The 14,663-nt window shown below is 63.7% G+C and carries 14 protein-coding genes; 7 read left to right on the top strand and 7 right to left on the bottom strand.

Going from position 1 to position 14,663, the window contains the following annotated elements:
- Positions 1-35: 35 nt before the first annotated feature.
- Complete coding sequence (locus tag HWX91_RS16440) at positions 36-1,790, bottom strand: PQQ-binding-like beta-propeller repeat protein (RefSeq protein WP_042275705.1); 1,755 nt, start codon at positions 1,788-1,790, stop codon at positions 36-38.
- A gap of 287 nt (positions 1,791-2,077) precedes the next feature.
- The gene (locus HWX91_RS16435; protein WP_028197927.1) at positions 2,078-2,638 is read right to left on the bottom strand and encodes a glycine zipper family protein; all 561 of its coding nucleotides are present in this window, start codon (positions 2,636-2,638) and stop codon (positions 2,078-2,080) included.
- Positions 2,639-3,040: 402 nt separating this feature from the next.
- Between HWX91_RS16435 and HWX91_RS16430 the strand changes: the two genes are divergently transcribed.
- Complete coding sequence (locus tag HWX91_RS16430) at positions 3,041-3,319, top strand: hypothetical protein (RefSeq protein WP_028197928.1); 279 nt, start codon at positions 3,041-3,043, stop codon at positions 3,317-3,319.
- A gap of 231 nt (positions 3,320-3,550) precedes the next feature.
- The gene (locus HWX91_RS16425) at positions 3,551-3,736 is read left to right on the top strand and encodes a hypothetical protein (RefSeq protein ID WP_028197929.1); all 186 of its coding nucleotides are present in this window, start codon (positions 3,551-3,553) and stop codon (positions 3,734-3,736) included.
- Here the strand turns inward: HWX91_RS16425 and HWX91_RS16420 are convergent.
- The 4 genes from HWX91_RS16420 to xseA form a co-directional block, all read right to left on the bottom strand.
- On the bottom strand, positions 3,720-6,128 hold the full coding sequence (locus HWX91_RS16420) for a tetratricopeptide repeat protein (RefSeq protein ID WP_244144078.1): 2,409 nt from the start codon (positions 6,126-6,128) through the stop codon (positions 3,720-3,722). The two genes, HWX91_RS16425 and HWX91_RS16420, sit on opposite strands and share 17 nt — an antisense overlap.
- 306 nt (positions 6,129-6,434) lie before the next feature.
- Entirely contained in the window at positions 6,435-6,779 is a 345-nt protein-coding gene (locus tag HWX91_RS16415; protein WP_127837945.1) for a hypothetical protein, read from the bottom strand.
- A 59-nt stretch (positions 6,780-6,838) separates the two neighbouring features.
- Complete coding sequence (locus tag HWX91_RS16410) at positions 6,839-7,417, bottom strand: superoxide dismutase (RefSeq protein WP_028197930.1); 579 nt, start codon at positions 7,415-7,417, stop codon at positions 6,839-6,841.
- A 220-nt stretch (positions 7,418-7,637) separates the two neighbouring features.
- On the bottom strand, positions 7,638-9,017 hold the full coding sequence (gene xseA, locus HWX91_RS16405) for an exodeoxyribonuclease VII large subunit (RefSeq protein ID WP_028197931.1): 1,380 nt from the start codon (positions 9,015-9,017) through the stop codon (positions 7,638-7,640).
- Positions 9,018-9,619: 602 nt separating this feature from the next.
- Between xseA and lpxK the strand changes: the two genes are divergently transcribed.
- From lpxK to HWX91_RS16380, 5 genes are all read left to right on the top strand, one after another.
- The gene (lpxK, locus tag HWX91_RS16400) at positions 9,620-10,636 is read left to right on the top strand and encodes a tetraacyldisaccharide 4'-kinase (RefSeq protein ID WP_035519901.1); all 1,017 of its coding nucleotides are present in this window, start codon (positions 9,620-9,622) and stop codon (positions 10,634-10,636) included.
- Positions 10,617-10,820, top strand: coding sequence for a Trm112 family protein (locus tag HWX91_RS16395; RefSeq protein ID WP_006050060.1), 204 nt, complete (start codon positions 10,617-10,619; stop codon positions 10,818-10,820). Before lpxK ends, HWX91_RS16395 begins: the two co-directional genes overlap by 20 nt.
- A 166-nt stretch (positions 10,821-10,986) precedes the next feature.
- Positions 10,987-11,787: a 3-deoxy-manno-octulosonate cytidylyltransferase gene (kdsB, locus tag HWX91_RS16390; protein WP_028197933.1), complete on the top strand. Its 801-nt coding sequence runs from the start codon at positions 10,987-10,989 to the stop codon at positions 11,785-11,787.
- Between the two features lie 215 nt (positions 11,788-12,002).
- Positions 12,003-12,668: an adenylate kinase gene (adk, locus tag HWX91_RS16385; protein WP_028197934.1), complete on the top strand. Its 666-nt coding sequence runs from the start codon at positions 12,003-12,005 to the stop codon at positions 12,666-12,668.
- A gap of 282 nt (positions 12,669-12,950) precedes the next feature.
- Positions 12,951-13,709 carry a 3-hydroxyacyl-CoA dehydrogenase gene (locus HWX91_RS16380; protein WP_028197935.1) on the top strand — a complete coding sequence of 253 codons (759 nt, stop codon included), beginning with the start codon at positions 12,951-12,953 and terminating at the stop codon, positions 13,707-13,709.
- Between the two features lie 109 nt (positions 13,710-13,818).
- Here the strand turns inward: HWX91_RS16380 and HWX91_RS16375 are convergent, their stop codons facing one another.
- Positions 13,819-14,661, bottom strand: coding sequence for a SirB1 family protein (locus HWX91_RS16375; RefSeq protein ID WP_028197936.1), 843 nt, complete (start codon positions 14,659-14,661; stop codon positions 13,819-13,821).
- Positions 14,662-14,663 lie beyond the last annotated feature (2 nt).

The raw sequence follows: 14,663 nt of genomic DNA, 5'->3' as shown, positions 1-14,663 counted from the left end.
CTGACACTCACGCAATGCGGGCGCCGCAGCTCCACCTACAGCAAACCGAACACCGCCACTCCGTTGGTCGCGCCGACATACACTTTGCCGCGCGCGATCATCGGCGTGATGAACTTGTTGCCCGCTCCCCATTGGTCGCGCGTGCCGGCCTGATTGCTGTTGTACAACTCGTTCGCGAGATTGCTTGCGTTGTACGCGTGCAAGGCGCCCGTCGTGCCGTTTTCCGCTGCCCAGACGATGCCGTTGCTGGTGCCGTTGGCCGACACGGCCGGTGTCGCGCCAGGATAGGCAAAGGTCGTAGCGCTCTTCGATGCGGCGGTGGTGGCGAGATACGCACCCGATACCGGCAACGCTTTCAGGTTGTCGTTCCAGCCGCCGTAGTACACCACGCCGGCGTAATAAGCCGGCGATCCCCAGATGCCGCCGGCAAGCGTGCCGGTCAACACCTGCCAGATGTTGTTCGCGGTCGGACTGAACTTGCCCATCGAGTCGCGATCGACGACATAGATCAGATTGTCCTTGCCCGCCGCCACCGCCAGATGCTTGACGACGCCGCTCGCGGTCGTCTGATCCGGTAACAGCATCACACCGCCCGAACCGAAATCGTTGTCGGCGTTTGCCTCGGCCACGACGTTATCCATCGCGAAGTAATCGGTGACCTGCAGATTGCCCGTCGATAGCTTCATCAGCGAGTTGCCGAAGTCACCGTCGACCGGAAAGCCCTGCGCGTTGAGCGTGGTGCCGAACGTGCCGTTGCCGTCCACGACGTAAACCGAGGTGCCGTCCGACGCCATCCCCGACCCGGCCATCCAGATCGATCCCTGACTGCCGTTCGGCGTGATATTGAGGACGCTGGTCTGCCGCAGCGTGTCGGCGCTATAGGCCATCAGCCAGCCGGTATACGCACCCGCCATGCAATGCGAGGTCCAGCCCATATAGAGGTTGCCGCCAACCAGCGTGAGCGCCGCGCGCTCGGTATGCTGTGCCGGATTGAAAGTAATCACGCCGTTGACGCTGCCCGCGCCGTTGCCAGGGTAGGTCGCCGCGATCTCGGTCGGACCGCCCAGCATGTCGGCGCCAGTCGTCAGGTCGAGTGCATGCAGGCGGTGATGGTATGCACCGCTGCTGTCTTTGGTCATCGCCACGGCATAAAGGACGCCATTCGGGCCGCGATTGCGGTCGATCACCGGTGTCGATGTAATGCCGATTTCCGGTGTGAAGTCCGGACAACTAAAGTCATCGCTGGGTGTTTCGCCGTTGCCGATCAGCGAAACCTTCCACAATTGCGCGAAGGTCGTAGCGTCATAGGCGTACACGCTGTCGTGTTCGGTCGTCACGTAGACCACGTCGTGGGGGGTGCCGCCGATCGACAGACTGGTGACGAAGAGCGGCTGCGCGTCAACCTTGCCGTCCGCAGGAAGAAACGCGATTTTGCCGAAGCTCGCCGAATTGACGTTCGCGAGCGTGAGGGTCGTCTCGGCAAGCATCTGGCCAGTGCGAGCGAGATCGTTGTGATGCATCAGCACATCGGTCGCGTAGGCCGTCGTGCCCGTGGCCATGCCGCCTGTACCGGTTGAGCCCGATGAGCCGGTCCCACTCGTGCTGCCGCCTGTTGTCGAGCCGCCGCCATTGGTGCCGCTGCCGGCGCCCGAACCCGAGAGCGTGCCCGACCCGCTTCCTGAGCCACCACCGCATGAAAGAAAGAAAACGACAACGAATGCAATCGCCAGCCACTCACACACCCGGGACACTACATTCGGACTGAACGTGCCGGTTCGCGGTCGCTGCATGGTCGCCTCGCTTGCACGATGCCCGGCCGACTCCCAATGTTCAGGCTACGTCGCGCGGCGAAGTCAGAAACGGCGTCTGTCGGCAGGGGCGGAGTGGCATTCGCGGGCTGCGCGGCACCGCCGGATAGCGGCGACCCAGCCCTCGATCCAAACCTACGCCGTTTGCCAGGCGCTGAGCCGCCATGGTGTCGTGTCTTTCCGCCAGACATGACAAAAGCTTTACAGCAACAAGCTTGCCTGGTACCCGGCGCAAACACTTCGCCCCCGGTTAAGCGAGGCAGCCGACCTCAGTAGTAAGGATAAGGCGCGTATATCACCGGGGGCGGCGCGACATATCTCGGCGGCGGCGCGTAGTAGTACGGCTGCGGCGCGTAATAGGCCGGCTGCGGCGGCTGCGAGATCGTGTTGCCTTTCGAGGTCATGCACTGCGCGTAGGAGGCGTCGTAGCGGGCCTGCAAACCCGCGGCCGAATACTGGGCGCTATTCGCGCCGTTCGCGCCGCCGAGCAACAGCCCGCTGCCGGCGCCGATCGCCGCGCCCGCCCCGGCATTGCCCGCCGCCGCGCCGATCAGTGCGCCGACCGCCGCGCCGCCGAGCGTGCCGATCGCCGCGCTGTTCACGCTGTTGGTGGTTGCCGCCTGCGACGCGGTGCCGTTCGGATCCGTCGAGCGACTCGCGTAGTCGCGGCATGCATAGTCGTCCTGCTGGAACTGGCCGAGCGGCTCGCCGCTGCGCGGCAGGGCAACCACGCTCGGACCGCTCGGCGGCATCACCGCGCAACCACCGAGCGCAAGCGCGACGGCCGCGGCAGGTATGGCGATGCTTATCGACTTGGTACTGGAGATCATGTTGGTACGCTTCAAGGACGTTGGAATTTAAACGTTAGGCCAATCGCTACCGTCCTTGGTTACCAGATCGTTACAGAAAGTTTTTCGCTTACATTCGGACTTCGACCCGGACTGCGGCCCGGACTGCGGCCCGCGGCGTGGCCTTCGTACTATCCTCACCGTGCGGGAGTGACGGCTCGCTCGCCGCTCCGGCGACGTCATATGAGGTAATGCTTGTAAGCGTGACGGCAACCTGATTTCACACCATCCGGCCTAAACTGGCCGACACCAGCGTGGCACCTGCGTCGCGCGATCGGACCGTCGAAGCATGCCGCCGCGAATCGCACGGCAACCCCGCCAAACATGCGCTCACCCATGGCTCGTGCCGCGTCAATCCATGCATTAGAGAAAGAGGATCACTCGATGAACCGGCTTGTTTTCGTAGTAGCGGCGGCTTGCGCCGGTTGCATATCGCCCGCCTTCGCGCAGTCGGACGCGCCGCTGACGAGCAGTGTGCTCGTCGCGCCGACCACGACATTTCCCAGTGCCTCGATCGCGCAGAATTTTCAGTACATGAATCACCCGCCGCCGCCGCCCGCGCCGGCAAGCACGGTTGCATCCACCGGCGGCGGCCGCGGTCACCGGCATCGGCAGATGTCGACGGATTCCGATTCGACCGGGGCCGCTTCCACGCAACCTTGATGGATGTCCGCACGCTCTGAATCCGAGTTGGACACGGATCCGCCGGGCTCACCGCAGTTACCAACTGTGACAAAGCTTGCACTCGGCGCCAGCCCGGCAGACTCCGACCTGACAGTTGTTTCCCGCCCCAATGCCGGGTAACCGCCGGAAAAACATCCGTAACCCATCAATCGAAGCCCTTCCCCGGCATCGTCATACCCTCCCCGCCTGTTGTCGCGCTGACGATCGCTGATGAACCCTTCGCGTCCCTTTATCGACCGCCCCGTCGCCAACAGCGTGGCGAGTCCGTTGGAACGGCAGTTGGGGACCATTGCCGACGTGACCGACATGACCTCGCAAAGCTCCGTCGGCGGCAACCGTTTGCGCCTGGGATTGGGCGCGGCGGGCGGACGTTCGCGCATCAGTGCGCAGCGGTAGCGCGCTCGCCTCTAACGGACGCTCTCCCGTGAACCTGCTCGCACCACGCCAGCCAGGCGCCGCGATAAACGGCCTCGACGTGGTGCGCAAAACGCGCGCCGTCCATCAACGGCGAAGCAGCGAGCCGCGCCCGCAGGTTTACCCGCATCTCGCCCAGCCGCGGCAGATCGCGCACCAACTGAACCGCGGTCTCGACAAACCGTGCATCGCTATCCGCCGCGAGTTCGCGCAGACCCAGATTTTCCAGCTGGCTCAACCCCGCGCGACCCACCGACGTGCCGCCGACCCGAGTAACGACAGGAATGCCCATCCAGTACGAGTCAAGGCTCGTCGTATGGCCGTTGTACGGAAACGTGTCGAGCCCGACATCGATCTGATGATACGTGCGCAGATAGTCCGCGCGTGGCCGGAACGGCGTAAAAGAAACCCGCTCCGCGCTTATCCCATGGCGTCCGAGCCGCTCGAGCAGACTCGCACGGGCCGCGCCATCCGGGGCCATCAGCAGGAGCCGGGCCTCCGTCACCTCGCGCATCACGCCGCCCCACAGTCTGAACGTCGCGTCGCTCAGCTTGCACGGGTTATTCAGGCAGCCGAAGGTCGGATAGCCGTTCGATAACGCGGGTAACGCGTTGACCTGCGGCGTATCGGTCAACGGGTCATAGCACCAGAACGAATCCGGCAGACGGATCGACTGTTCGCTGTACTGTGCATCCGTGCCGGCCGGGTCGAGCCATGAGTCGGTCAGCCGATAGTCGATTGCCTCGACGCCGGTCGTCCCGGGATAAGCCAGCCACGCAATCTGCACCGGCGCTGGTTTGCGCGCGAACAGCAGCGGACGGCCGTCCGCCATGTGCATGGTCAGGTCGACCAGAATGTCGATGCAGTCGTCACGAATCACCCTTGCAAGCCGTTCGTCGTCGAGTTCGCGTACGTCGCGCCATACGTCGGCATGACGGGCCAGGCGCTGCGTCTGGTCGTCCGGCCGCGTGACGCTCGCATAACAGAACACCTCGAACTGCGCGTGGTCGTGATGCGACAGAAGCGGCAGCGTGAACAGCGTCTGGCAGTGTTCACGAAAGTCCGGCGACACGTAGCCGATACGCAGGCGGCGCGACGCTGTCGCATCGTTCGAATGCGGTTCATGCGTGTCGCGATAAGGCGCCTCGTGCTGTGCGGACCATCGGCGGCATTCGTCCAGCAGCGGCTGGGGTTGCTCTGCCTGAAAGGTCAACGCATAAGCGAGGTTGCTGTGCGCAACGACGTTCGATGGATCGCACGCGAGCGCGCGGCGATAACAGTCGATGCCGTTGTCGAGGCGCCCCTGGTCCTTGAGCACGTTGCCCAGGTTGTTGTGCGTGACGGCGTAGTGCGGGTCGACGATAAGCGCCTCGTGCAAATGAGATTCCGCTTCGGCAAAGCGGCCAAGCGTGCGCATCAGCGTAGCGGCATTGTTGAGCGCGGCCACAAAACCGGGGCGCAGGCGAATCGCCGCGTCGAACGCCTGCGCCGCCTCCTCGCGCGCGCCCGACTCCTGGTAGACGATACCCAGATTGTTGTACGCATCGGCGTGAGCAGGCGCCTGCTCGATCGCGCGCCGATAGGCAAGCACCGCTTCGCGCCGCCGGCCTAGCGCATGCAGCGCGTTGCCCAGGTTGTAGGCGGCTTCGGGGAACGCGGGGTCCAACGCGAACGCACGTGCCAGCAACACGGCACTCGACTCGAATTCGCCGCGCCGGTGCAGCGCGACACCCATGTTCACAAGGCCGCACGGCGAATCGGGCGCCGCGCGCACCGCCGCTTCGAGCAGGGTCACGGCTTCGTCCAGACGGCCGGCCGCCTCGAGCAGCGTGCCGAGATTCGTCAGGGCGTTGGCATCGCCGGGTTGCGCTGTGATCGCGCGGCGGTATGCAGCTTCGGCCGCCTTCGCGTCGCCCTGCTGCCGGTAGCAGTTGCCCAGGTTGTTAAGCGCGTCGATGTGGTTCGGCTCGAGCGCCAGCAATGATTCGTAGGTCTCGATCGCGGCCGCATCTTCACCGGCCGATTGCAACGCCGCGGCGAGCGCGAACAGTGTGTCGGTGGAATTGGCGTCGAATGACAACGCTTGCAGATAGGCGTCGATCGCCTCGGCGAACCGCTGGGCCGCGGCAAAGACTTGTCCGCGAACGAAGTGATATCGCGCGTTGTCAGGCGCACGCGTCAGCGCCCTATCGAGCCAGGCGAGCGCGGCGTCGTACGCGCCACTTTGCATGTCGAGCACACCGAGACGGAACATCACGTTCGCGTCGTCAGGCGCAATCGCGAGTGCGGCATCGTACAGCGCGCGCGCATGGCCGAACTCACCCGCGAGATGATGTGCCGTCGCGCGTTCCAGAATCTGAGTGGTTTCCATCATGCCCCGCGGATGAACTGCTATTTCGTCGTCGATCTCACGTCGACCCGGACCTTTCGTCCGCATCACGTCGATGTGATGCCGTCGCGCGGGACAGCCCGCTGGCTGCGCGACGGGGGATAAACGTCAGCGAACGATAACGAGCCAGTTCTTACCGATGTTTACCGGTGCTCACCGTCAGAAACATGTTGCAATGCATTGACGCCGGGGCCGGCGCAACGGCGGAACGTCGTGGAAACCTTGGCGGCGCGGGGCTGTAAGCATGCATGGCAGGCGTGCCGGGCATACCCAGTACGGCGCTCGCTATGCTCAGAGGATGAGGGCGGAGAGGACGAGTCTTTCGATGGTGAGACCGGGAGCTTTCGACAAGACCGCATCCTCAATTCGGAATGCCGACGAAACTTTCCAGCCGAAAGAAATCTTCAGTAATTCGACAGTAACAATGGACGTAAATCGGGAAACATTCGACGTGCGAATACGACAGACAGCATGAAATGCTCGAATCCGCTCTATCGGATTCAATGTATTTACTTGGCCGGTGATTCGACCAGCAACTGGCCGCACCAACTTGCGAAGCGCCCAAAAAAACAGAAAGCCCTCGCGAAGGAGGGCTTTTTGCTTTACTACTTTTTCAGACTTGATCGCAGCGATCAATCCAGATTTGCAACTTACCTGGAAATCCGAACTATCTCATCACGCTGCAACCGGCAATCTCACGCGAAATTCTTCGACGCGAATTCCCAGTTAACGATGTTCCAGTACGCTTCAACGAACTTCGGACGCAGATTGCGGTAGTCGATGTAGTACGCGTGTTCCCACACGTCGATCGTCAGGAGCGCCTTCGCGTCCGTGGTCAGCGGCGTAGCGGCGTTGCTCGTCGACACCAGGTCGAGCGAACCGTCGGCCTTCTTCACCAGCCATGCCCAGCCCGAGCCGAACGTGCCGACTGCGGTCTTGGCGAATTCTTCCTTGAACTTGTCGAACGAACCCCACTTGGCGTTGATCGCGTCAGCCAGTGCGCCGGTCGGCGCACCGCCACCTTGCGGCGACAGGCTGTTCCAGAAGAACGTGTGGTTCCACACTTGAGCAGCGTTGTTGAAGATGCCGCCCGATGCCTTCTTGACGATCTCTTCGAGCGACAGGTTCTCGAACTCCGTGCCCTTGATCAGATTGTTCAGGTTAGTCACATAGGTCTGATGGTGCTTGCCGTAGTGATAGTCGAGCGTCTCTTCCGACATGTGCGGAACGAGTGCGTTTCTGGCAAACGGCAGCGGCGGGAGCGTATGTTCCATGGTGCTTTCCTTCAGTCTGTATCTGTTGTGGGGGAGTCTGCGGGATAACGCTATTGAGCACTCGATTGTAGGCGAGTTGGAATAACCCCGCAAACCAACGGACTTTATGTCCGGCATCGGCGAACTTGCCGCACACATAGCGTAATTCGTGCCTTCGCACGAGTTGTGCCCGCCGCATGCGGATGTCGAAAAGACGCCTCGGACCGCTGCCGGCGACCGGTCAGAAAGCGTCAGTCAGACGCGGCTGCACATCGGCGAGCGCAATGTCCGCGGCCCCCTCCGCGAGATGCACCGTCAGGCGCCGCCCCGGTTTCAGCGACGAAGGCGCGCGCACCGCGCGACCGCTCTGCGCGTCGAGCACGGCAGCATAGCCGCGCTCCAGCGTGCGCTTCGGACTCAACACTTCGAGCCGCGCGGCCAGCGTGTCGATTCGCGCGGACTGACGTTCATGCTGGCGTAACAATGCCGCGTCCAGACGTTGCGAAAGGCTGCCGAGTTTCGCCTGATGCGCGGCGAGATCGGGACGCCAGCGCTGCCAGCGCATCTGCAGCAGAGAAAAGCGCGCTCGGGCGTCACGCACCGGACGCGCCCCCGCCGATGCCAGCCGCACGCTCAATTGCTGCAAATGGGTGCGCTGCCGCGCGAGCCGCTCGGCCGGCGATACGAGCCGCCGCGCGAGCCAGTCGAGTTGCTGGGCGCGCCGCTCCATCATGCGGCCAAAACCGCGGGCGAGCGTCGCATGCCGATGATCGAGTTCACGCAGCAACAGCACGCGCTGCGGGCTGACGAGTTCGGCGGCGCCGGTGGGCGTCGGCGCGCGCACGTCGGCGGCAAAGTCGGCGATCGTGAAATCGGTTTCGTGCCCCACGCCGCTCACCACCGGAATGGCGCTTTCGGCGATCGCGCGCGCCAGCACTTCTTCGTTGAACGCCCACAGGTCTTCAATCGAGCCACCGCCGCGGCACACGATCAGCACATCGACTTCGCGCCGCGCGTTGGCCGCGTCGACCATGTCGGCCAGCTTGGCGCTCACGCCCACACCCTGCACCGGCGCCGGATAGACGATCACCGGAATATGCGGCGCGCGGCGCGACAAGGTGGTCAGGACGTCGCGCAGTGCCGCTGCCTGGAGCGATGTCACGATGCCTATCGCACGCGGATGGGCCGGCAACGCGCGTTTGCGCTCGGCGGCAAAGAGACCCTCGGCTTCGAGTTGCGCCTTCAGTTTGAGAAAGGCTTCGTAAAGACGCCCTTGCCCGGTGCGGCGCACCGCTTCCACATTGAGTTGCAGTTCGCCGCGCGGCTCATACATGGTCACCAGCGCGCGCACTTCGATGCGATCGCCTTCACGCGGCGTGAACTCGGCGTATTGCGCGCGGCCGCGGAACATCACGCAGCGCATCTGCGCCTGAGCGTCCTTGATCGAGAAATACCAATGGCCGCTCGCGGCACGGGTGAAGTTCGACACTTCTCCCGCCACCCAGACGAGCGGAAACGAGCGTTCGAGCATCGTGCCGATCGCCCGGTTGAGCGCTGAAACGGGGACGACGACTTCACCGCCGGGCGTAGCCGACGAAGCAAAAGGGCTTTCGGAATTCATGCGAGGAATATCTGTGACTGGCCGGACAGACGATAGACCGAGTGGCCAGCGGCGTCCAGCGCGGCGGCCAAATTGTTAAAAGTGTCCACATGCCGGGACCCATTAGACAAATACCGTCCAGATCGGCCGCCGGACCACGCGAATTGGAAGCATGTCGTTGATTTATATGGTATTTACATCTCATTAAAGAGAACGATTGCCGATACGGAGCGCTCGGCGCGGCCTTTCCAGCCGATCGACAGGCAGGTTCTCCACAAAGTTATCCACAGGCTGTGGGCATCGTCCGGTGTCGCTGCCTGCCGCGCGGTGCGGGACGCGCGACTTGCCGGGCGGGACGCCCGCGCGCTAGAGTGGCGGGTTCGACAGCATGCCGAAAGCCCCGCGGCGCCCGCCATTGCGGCACACTGACGCCACGCCGCGCGAGCGCATCGGCTGCGGCCGCTGCTCGGTCCCGCTGCTTCATGCCGCCGCACTTTTTTGCTGCCCTTTTTGATTGTCCGGAGAACCGCGTTGATGCTTGCCCCGCGTATCGCACCTGGCACTGCCACGCCGCCCCGCCCCCTTCGGGCGCGCCGTGCATCGCCCGTCCTTGCGGCTCGCCAATGAGCGGCCTGAACGACCGTCTCGAGGCACGCCTTGCGCGCGAATGGCAGCAGCGCGGCCCGCTTGCGTGGGCGCTGACGCCCCTCGCGTGTGTGTTCGGCGCGATTGCCGCCGCGCGCCGCGCCGCCTTCTCGTTCGGCTGGCTGAAATCCGTGCGCATTGGCGTGCCGGTGGTGGTGGTCGGCAACGTGACCGTCGGCGGCACCGGCAAGACGCCGACCGTCATCGCGCTGGTCGAAGCCTTGCGCGCCGCCGGTTTCAAGCCCGGCGTGGTGTCGCGCGGCTATGGCGCACGCGTCAAAGAACCGACGCCGGTTCTCGCGACCTCGGCGGCAAACGTCGGCGGCGACGAACCGTTGCTGATCGCGCGTCGCACCGGCGCACCGGTGTGGGTCTGCCCGGATCGCGTCGCGGCCGCGCAGGCATTGTGCGCCGCGCATCGCGAAGTCGACGTGATTGTCAGCGACGACGGCTTGCAGCACTACCGCCTCGAGCGCGATGCCGAACTGGTGGTCTTCGATCACCGGCTGGGCGGCAATGGTTTTCTGCTGCCGGCCGGTCCGCTGCGCGAGCCGCTGTCGCGCCGCCGCGACGCGACGCTGGTCAACGATCCTTACGCGCGCACACTGCCTCCCTGGCCGAACACGTTCGCGCTGCAACTTGCGCCCGCCGACGCCTGGCATCTCGACAACCCCGGTCTGCGCCGCCCACTTGCGCAATTCAGCGGCGAGCGCGTGTTGGCGGCGGCCGGCATCGGCGCGCCGGAACGTTTTTTCGCGACGCTGCGCGCGGCCGGTCTCACGCCGACCACCCGCGCTTTGCCGGATCACTACGCGTTCGAGCGCAATCCTTTTACGGACGTCGACGCGGACACCATCCTGATAACCGAAAAGGATGCGGTAAAATTAGGGTCCTGGCGCGACGCGCGCATCTGGGTTGTTCCTGTCGAAGCCGCGCTCGATCATCGCCTCATTGCATTAGTTGTGGAGAAAGTCCGTGGACGCTCGCCTGCTTGAAATTCTCGTCTGCCCTATCTGCAAGGGCCCGCTCAGCTACGACCGTTCTGCGCAGGAACTGATCTGCAACGCGGACAAGCTTGCCTATCCCATCCGCGACGGTATTCCCGTGATGCTGGTCGACGAAGCGCGCCAGACCGTCGAAGGCACACCGGTCGACCTGAATCCGGGCTCGGTCGCCTGAATCGGGGTTGCCCGGCGCGGGCAAGATGCGGGGCGGCGGGATTCGGCGCGCCCTGGCTCTCCGATCCGCCGCAATTCACCGTCGTATTTGCCCTCTTTCCCGTTGGCGCGCGCAATGCACGACTTGCGAGCGCTTTCTTCCGGTTTCATCGCCGCCCGTCCTTCCGATGACCAACGCTAACGTCACCACTCCTCCGTTTGTCGCCGTCGTACCGGCCCGGCTCGCCTCGTCGCGCCTGCCCAACAAACCGCTCGCCGACATTGGCGGCAAGCCGATGGTGGTGCGGGTCGCCGAACGTGCCCGCGAATCGGGCGCGCAACAGGTGCTGATCGCCTCCGACGCGCAGCCGGTGCTGGATGTGGCCCGCGAGCACGGCTTCGACGCCGTGCTGACACGCGCCGATCATCCGTCGGGCACCGACCGCCTCGCGGAAGTGGCGGCGCAGTTCGGCTGGAGCGACGACACGATCGTGGTGAACGTGCAAGGCGACGAGCCGTTGATCGATCCGGTGCTCGTGTGCGGCGTCGCGTCGCACCTCGCGTCGAGCCACGGATGCGCGATCGCCACCGCCGCGCATCCGATCACCGATGCGGCGGAAATCTTCAATCCGAACGTCGTCAAGGTCGTGCTCGACGCGCGCGGCGTCGCGCTGTATTTCTCGCGCGCGCCGATTCCATGGGCACGCGACGCGTATCAAGCGCATTGGCCCGATGTGGCGTCGATGCCTGCGCCGCCGACGCCCGCGGTGGTCTATCGCCATATCGGTCTGTACGCGTATCGCGCCCAGTTCCTGCGCACCTATCCGAGCCTCGCGATTTCGCCGATCGAGCAGGTCGAAGCGCTCGAACAACTGCGCGCGATGTGGCACGGCGAGCGAATCGCGGTGCTGGTCACGGAGAATGCGCCGCTGCCCGGCGTCGACACGCCCGCCGATCTCGCGCGGGTGCAGGCTTTATTCGGGGCGTGAGCGTAAAAACCCATGGCATAATCGAACGGTTATGCGCGCCTCCCGTTAAACGCGAGAGTCAGGGTTTGCCCCGGTCGCGCCGTTGCCGGCTTGCAGCGCCGTCGTTGTCGACGTGCAGCGCGAGACCCGAAACGGCAGCCGGCGCGGGGTCCCTCGACGATTCGCGGGATGGCTGCAGCGCTACCAAAGAATTCACATAGATCTGGAGATATCACATGCGTTTGATCCTTTTGGGTGCGCCCGGCGCGGGCAAGGGCACTCAGGCAAACTTCATCAAGGAAAAATTCGGCATTCCGCAAATTTCCACCGGTGACATGCTGCGTGCCGCCGTTAAGGCAGGCACGCCGCTCGGCATTGAGGCAAAGCGCTTCATGGACGCCGGCGAGCTGGTAACGGACGAGTTGATCATCAATCTGGTGAAGGAACGTCTGCAGCAGCCGGATTGTGCGAACGGCTATCTGTTCGACGGTTTTCCGCGCACCATTCCACAAGCCGAAGCGATGAAGCAGGCAGGCGTCGCGATCGATTACGTACTGGAAATCGACGTGCCGTTCGACGAGATCATCGTGCGGATGAGCGGCCGCCGCTCGCACGCCGCGTCGGGCCGTACGTACCACGTCAAGTTCAACCCGCCGAAGGTCGAAGGTGTGGACGATGTGACCGGCGAACCGCTGATCCAGCGCGACGACGACAAGGAAGAAACGGTCAAGAAGCGCCTCGACGTGTACGTTGCACAAACCAAGCCGCTGATCGAGTACTACAATAACTGGGCGCAGAACGGCGACCCGACTACCCCGTTGAAGGCGCCGCAATATCGCCGCATTTCGGGCCTCGGTACGGTCGAAGAAATTCGCAACCGCGCGTTCGACGCGTTGAAGTAAGCTCGCGTCCGTGCTTGCCTGCCGTATAAAAACCCGCCCATGCCGGCGGGTTTTTTTATTGCGTCCTGTATCGCACGGCGTGCATAGCCATGCGCCGGCGGCGCCCACCCCGCCCGATATTAATTAGCCATCCATATCAGTTTGACGGTGCTGCGGGCTTCCCGCGAGTGCCCACGGCGGTCGGTGCCCGCCTCACTTTCCGCATCGCAGCATAGCCGTTACAATCGATCATCGAAAAAATATTCGATCAAGACATTACTGAACCGAAGCAAAGGAGAAGACATGGAGATTCGTGACAACGTATTCCTGATCACCGGCGGTGCATCGGGACTCGGCGCGGCCACCGCGCGCCTGCTCGTCGAGAACGGCGGGAAGGTGGTGCTGGCCGACCTGAATCAGGACGCGGGTGACGCACTCGCGAAAGAACTCGGCGGTGTATTCGTCAAGTGCGACGTGAGCCGCGAAGACGACGCCACGCAAGCCGTCGAAGCCGCCACAAAACTCGGCACGCTGCGCGGCCTCGTCAATTGCGCGGGTGTTGCGCCCGCCATCAAGACGGTCGGCAAAGACGGCCCGCATCCGCTCGAATCGTTTTCCCGCACCATCTCCATCAATCTGATCGGCACCTTTAACATGATCCGGCTCGCCGCCGCGGCCATGTCGAAGAATGAACCGAATGCGAATGGTGAGCGTGGCGTGATCATCAATACGGCCTCGGTGGCGGCATTTGACGGCCAGATCGGCCAGGCCGCGTATGCGGCGTCCAAGGGCGGCGTGGTCGGCATGACGCTGCCGATCGCCCGCGATCTGTCGCGCAACGCGATTCGTGTGATGACGATCGCGCCGGGTATCTTCGAAACGCCCATGCTGCTCGGCATGCCGCAGGAGGTGCAGGACGCGCTCGGCGCAATGGTGCCGTTCCCGCCGCGGCTGGGCAAACCGGCGGAGTACGCAATGCTGGCCAAGCAGATCTTCGACAATCCGATGCTCAACGGCGAAGTGATTCGTCTGGACGGCGCGATCCGGATGCAGCCGAAGTAACAACCCATCCGGCCTGCCGCGTTGCGCGGCTGTGCCAATGAAAAACGCCTGCCAGTGAATCAGCATGACTCACTGGCAGGCGTTCTGTTTTGCTCCGTCGAAACGGCGCTCAGTCGCGGTCGTCGTACTGGGTGCGTTGGCGCAGTTCATGCAACTGCGATTCCACCACCGTCGCGTCTTCAGCATCCGGCCGATCGCCTAGATAGCGCTCGAGATCTTCGAGCGCCGGGCGCAGGTAATCGAGCCGCGCATAGGCGAACCCGCGATCGCGCACTTCCTCGATGCTGTCCGGCAGCAGGATCACAAGACGCTGCTGCACCGCCAACAAACGCTGCCAGCGTTCTGTCTGAAGATAAGTCGACTTCAGATTACGCAGCATGCGAGCGATGATTTCGCGGCGCGTGGCCGGCTGCAGCAACATGCGCAACGCCCGGCTCACCGAGTCGCCCGCCGACGCCACATAGGGCTCCAGCATATCCACCATCTGCGACTCGGACAGCGAATGCCCGGTAGTCGGATCGAGCATCACGTCGCCGTCCGGCGTTGTCACGCGCAACAGGAAGTGACCCGGAAACGACACGCCGCGCGCCGGAATGCCGATCTGCTCGGCCATCTCCAGATACAGCACCGCCAGCGAAATCGGAATGCCGCGGCGGCGCTTCAGCACTGCGTTCAGATGACTGTTGTCGGGGTCGTAATAATCGTTGAGGTTGCTGGCGAAACCCAGCTCGCGAAAGAAGAACCGGTTCAGAATGCCGACCTTCTGTCTGATGTCGGCGTCGTCCGGTATGCGGCGCTGCAAACGCAAAACCAGCTCGTCGATCTCGGCCAGCGTGCCTTGCAAATCGAGATCGGGATAAGCGTCCTGCGCGAGCGAAAGCGCCGCCTCGGTCAGCGGCAGGCTGTCATCTTCGGCAACCAGCGTACTGAAATAGTCGAGAACTCGCGTCATCG

The sequence above is a fragment of the Paraburkholderia fungorum genome, assembly GCF_902833645.1.
GTDB lineage: Bacteria > Pseudomonadota > Gammaproteobacteria > Burkholderiales > Burkholderiaceae > Paraburkholderia > Paraburkholderia fungorum.
Note: the sequence above shows the minus strand (reverse complement) of the source record. Positions and strands in the feature narration are given on the sequence as shown.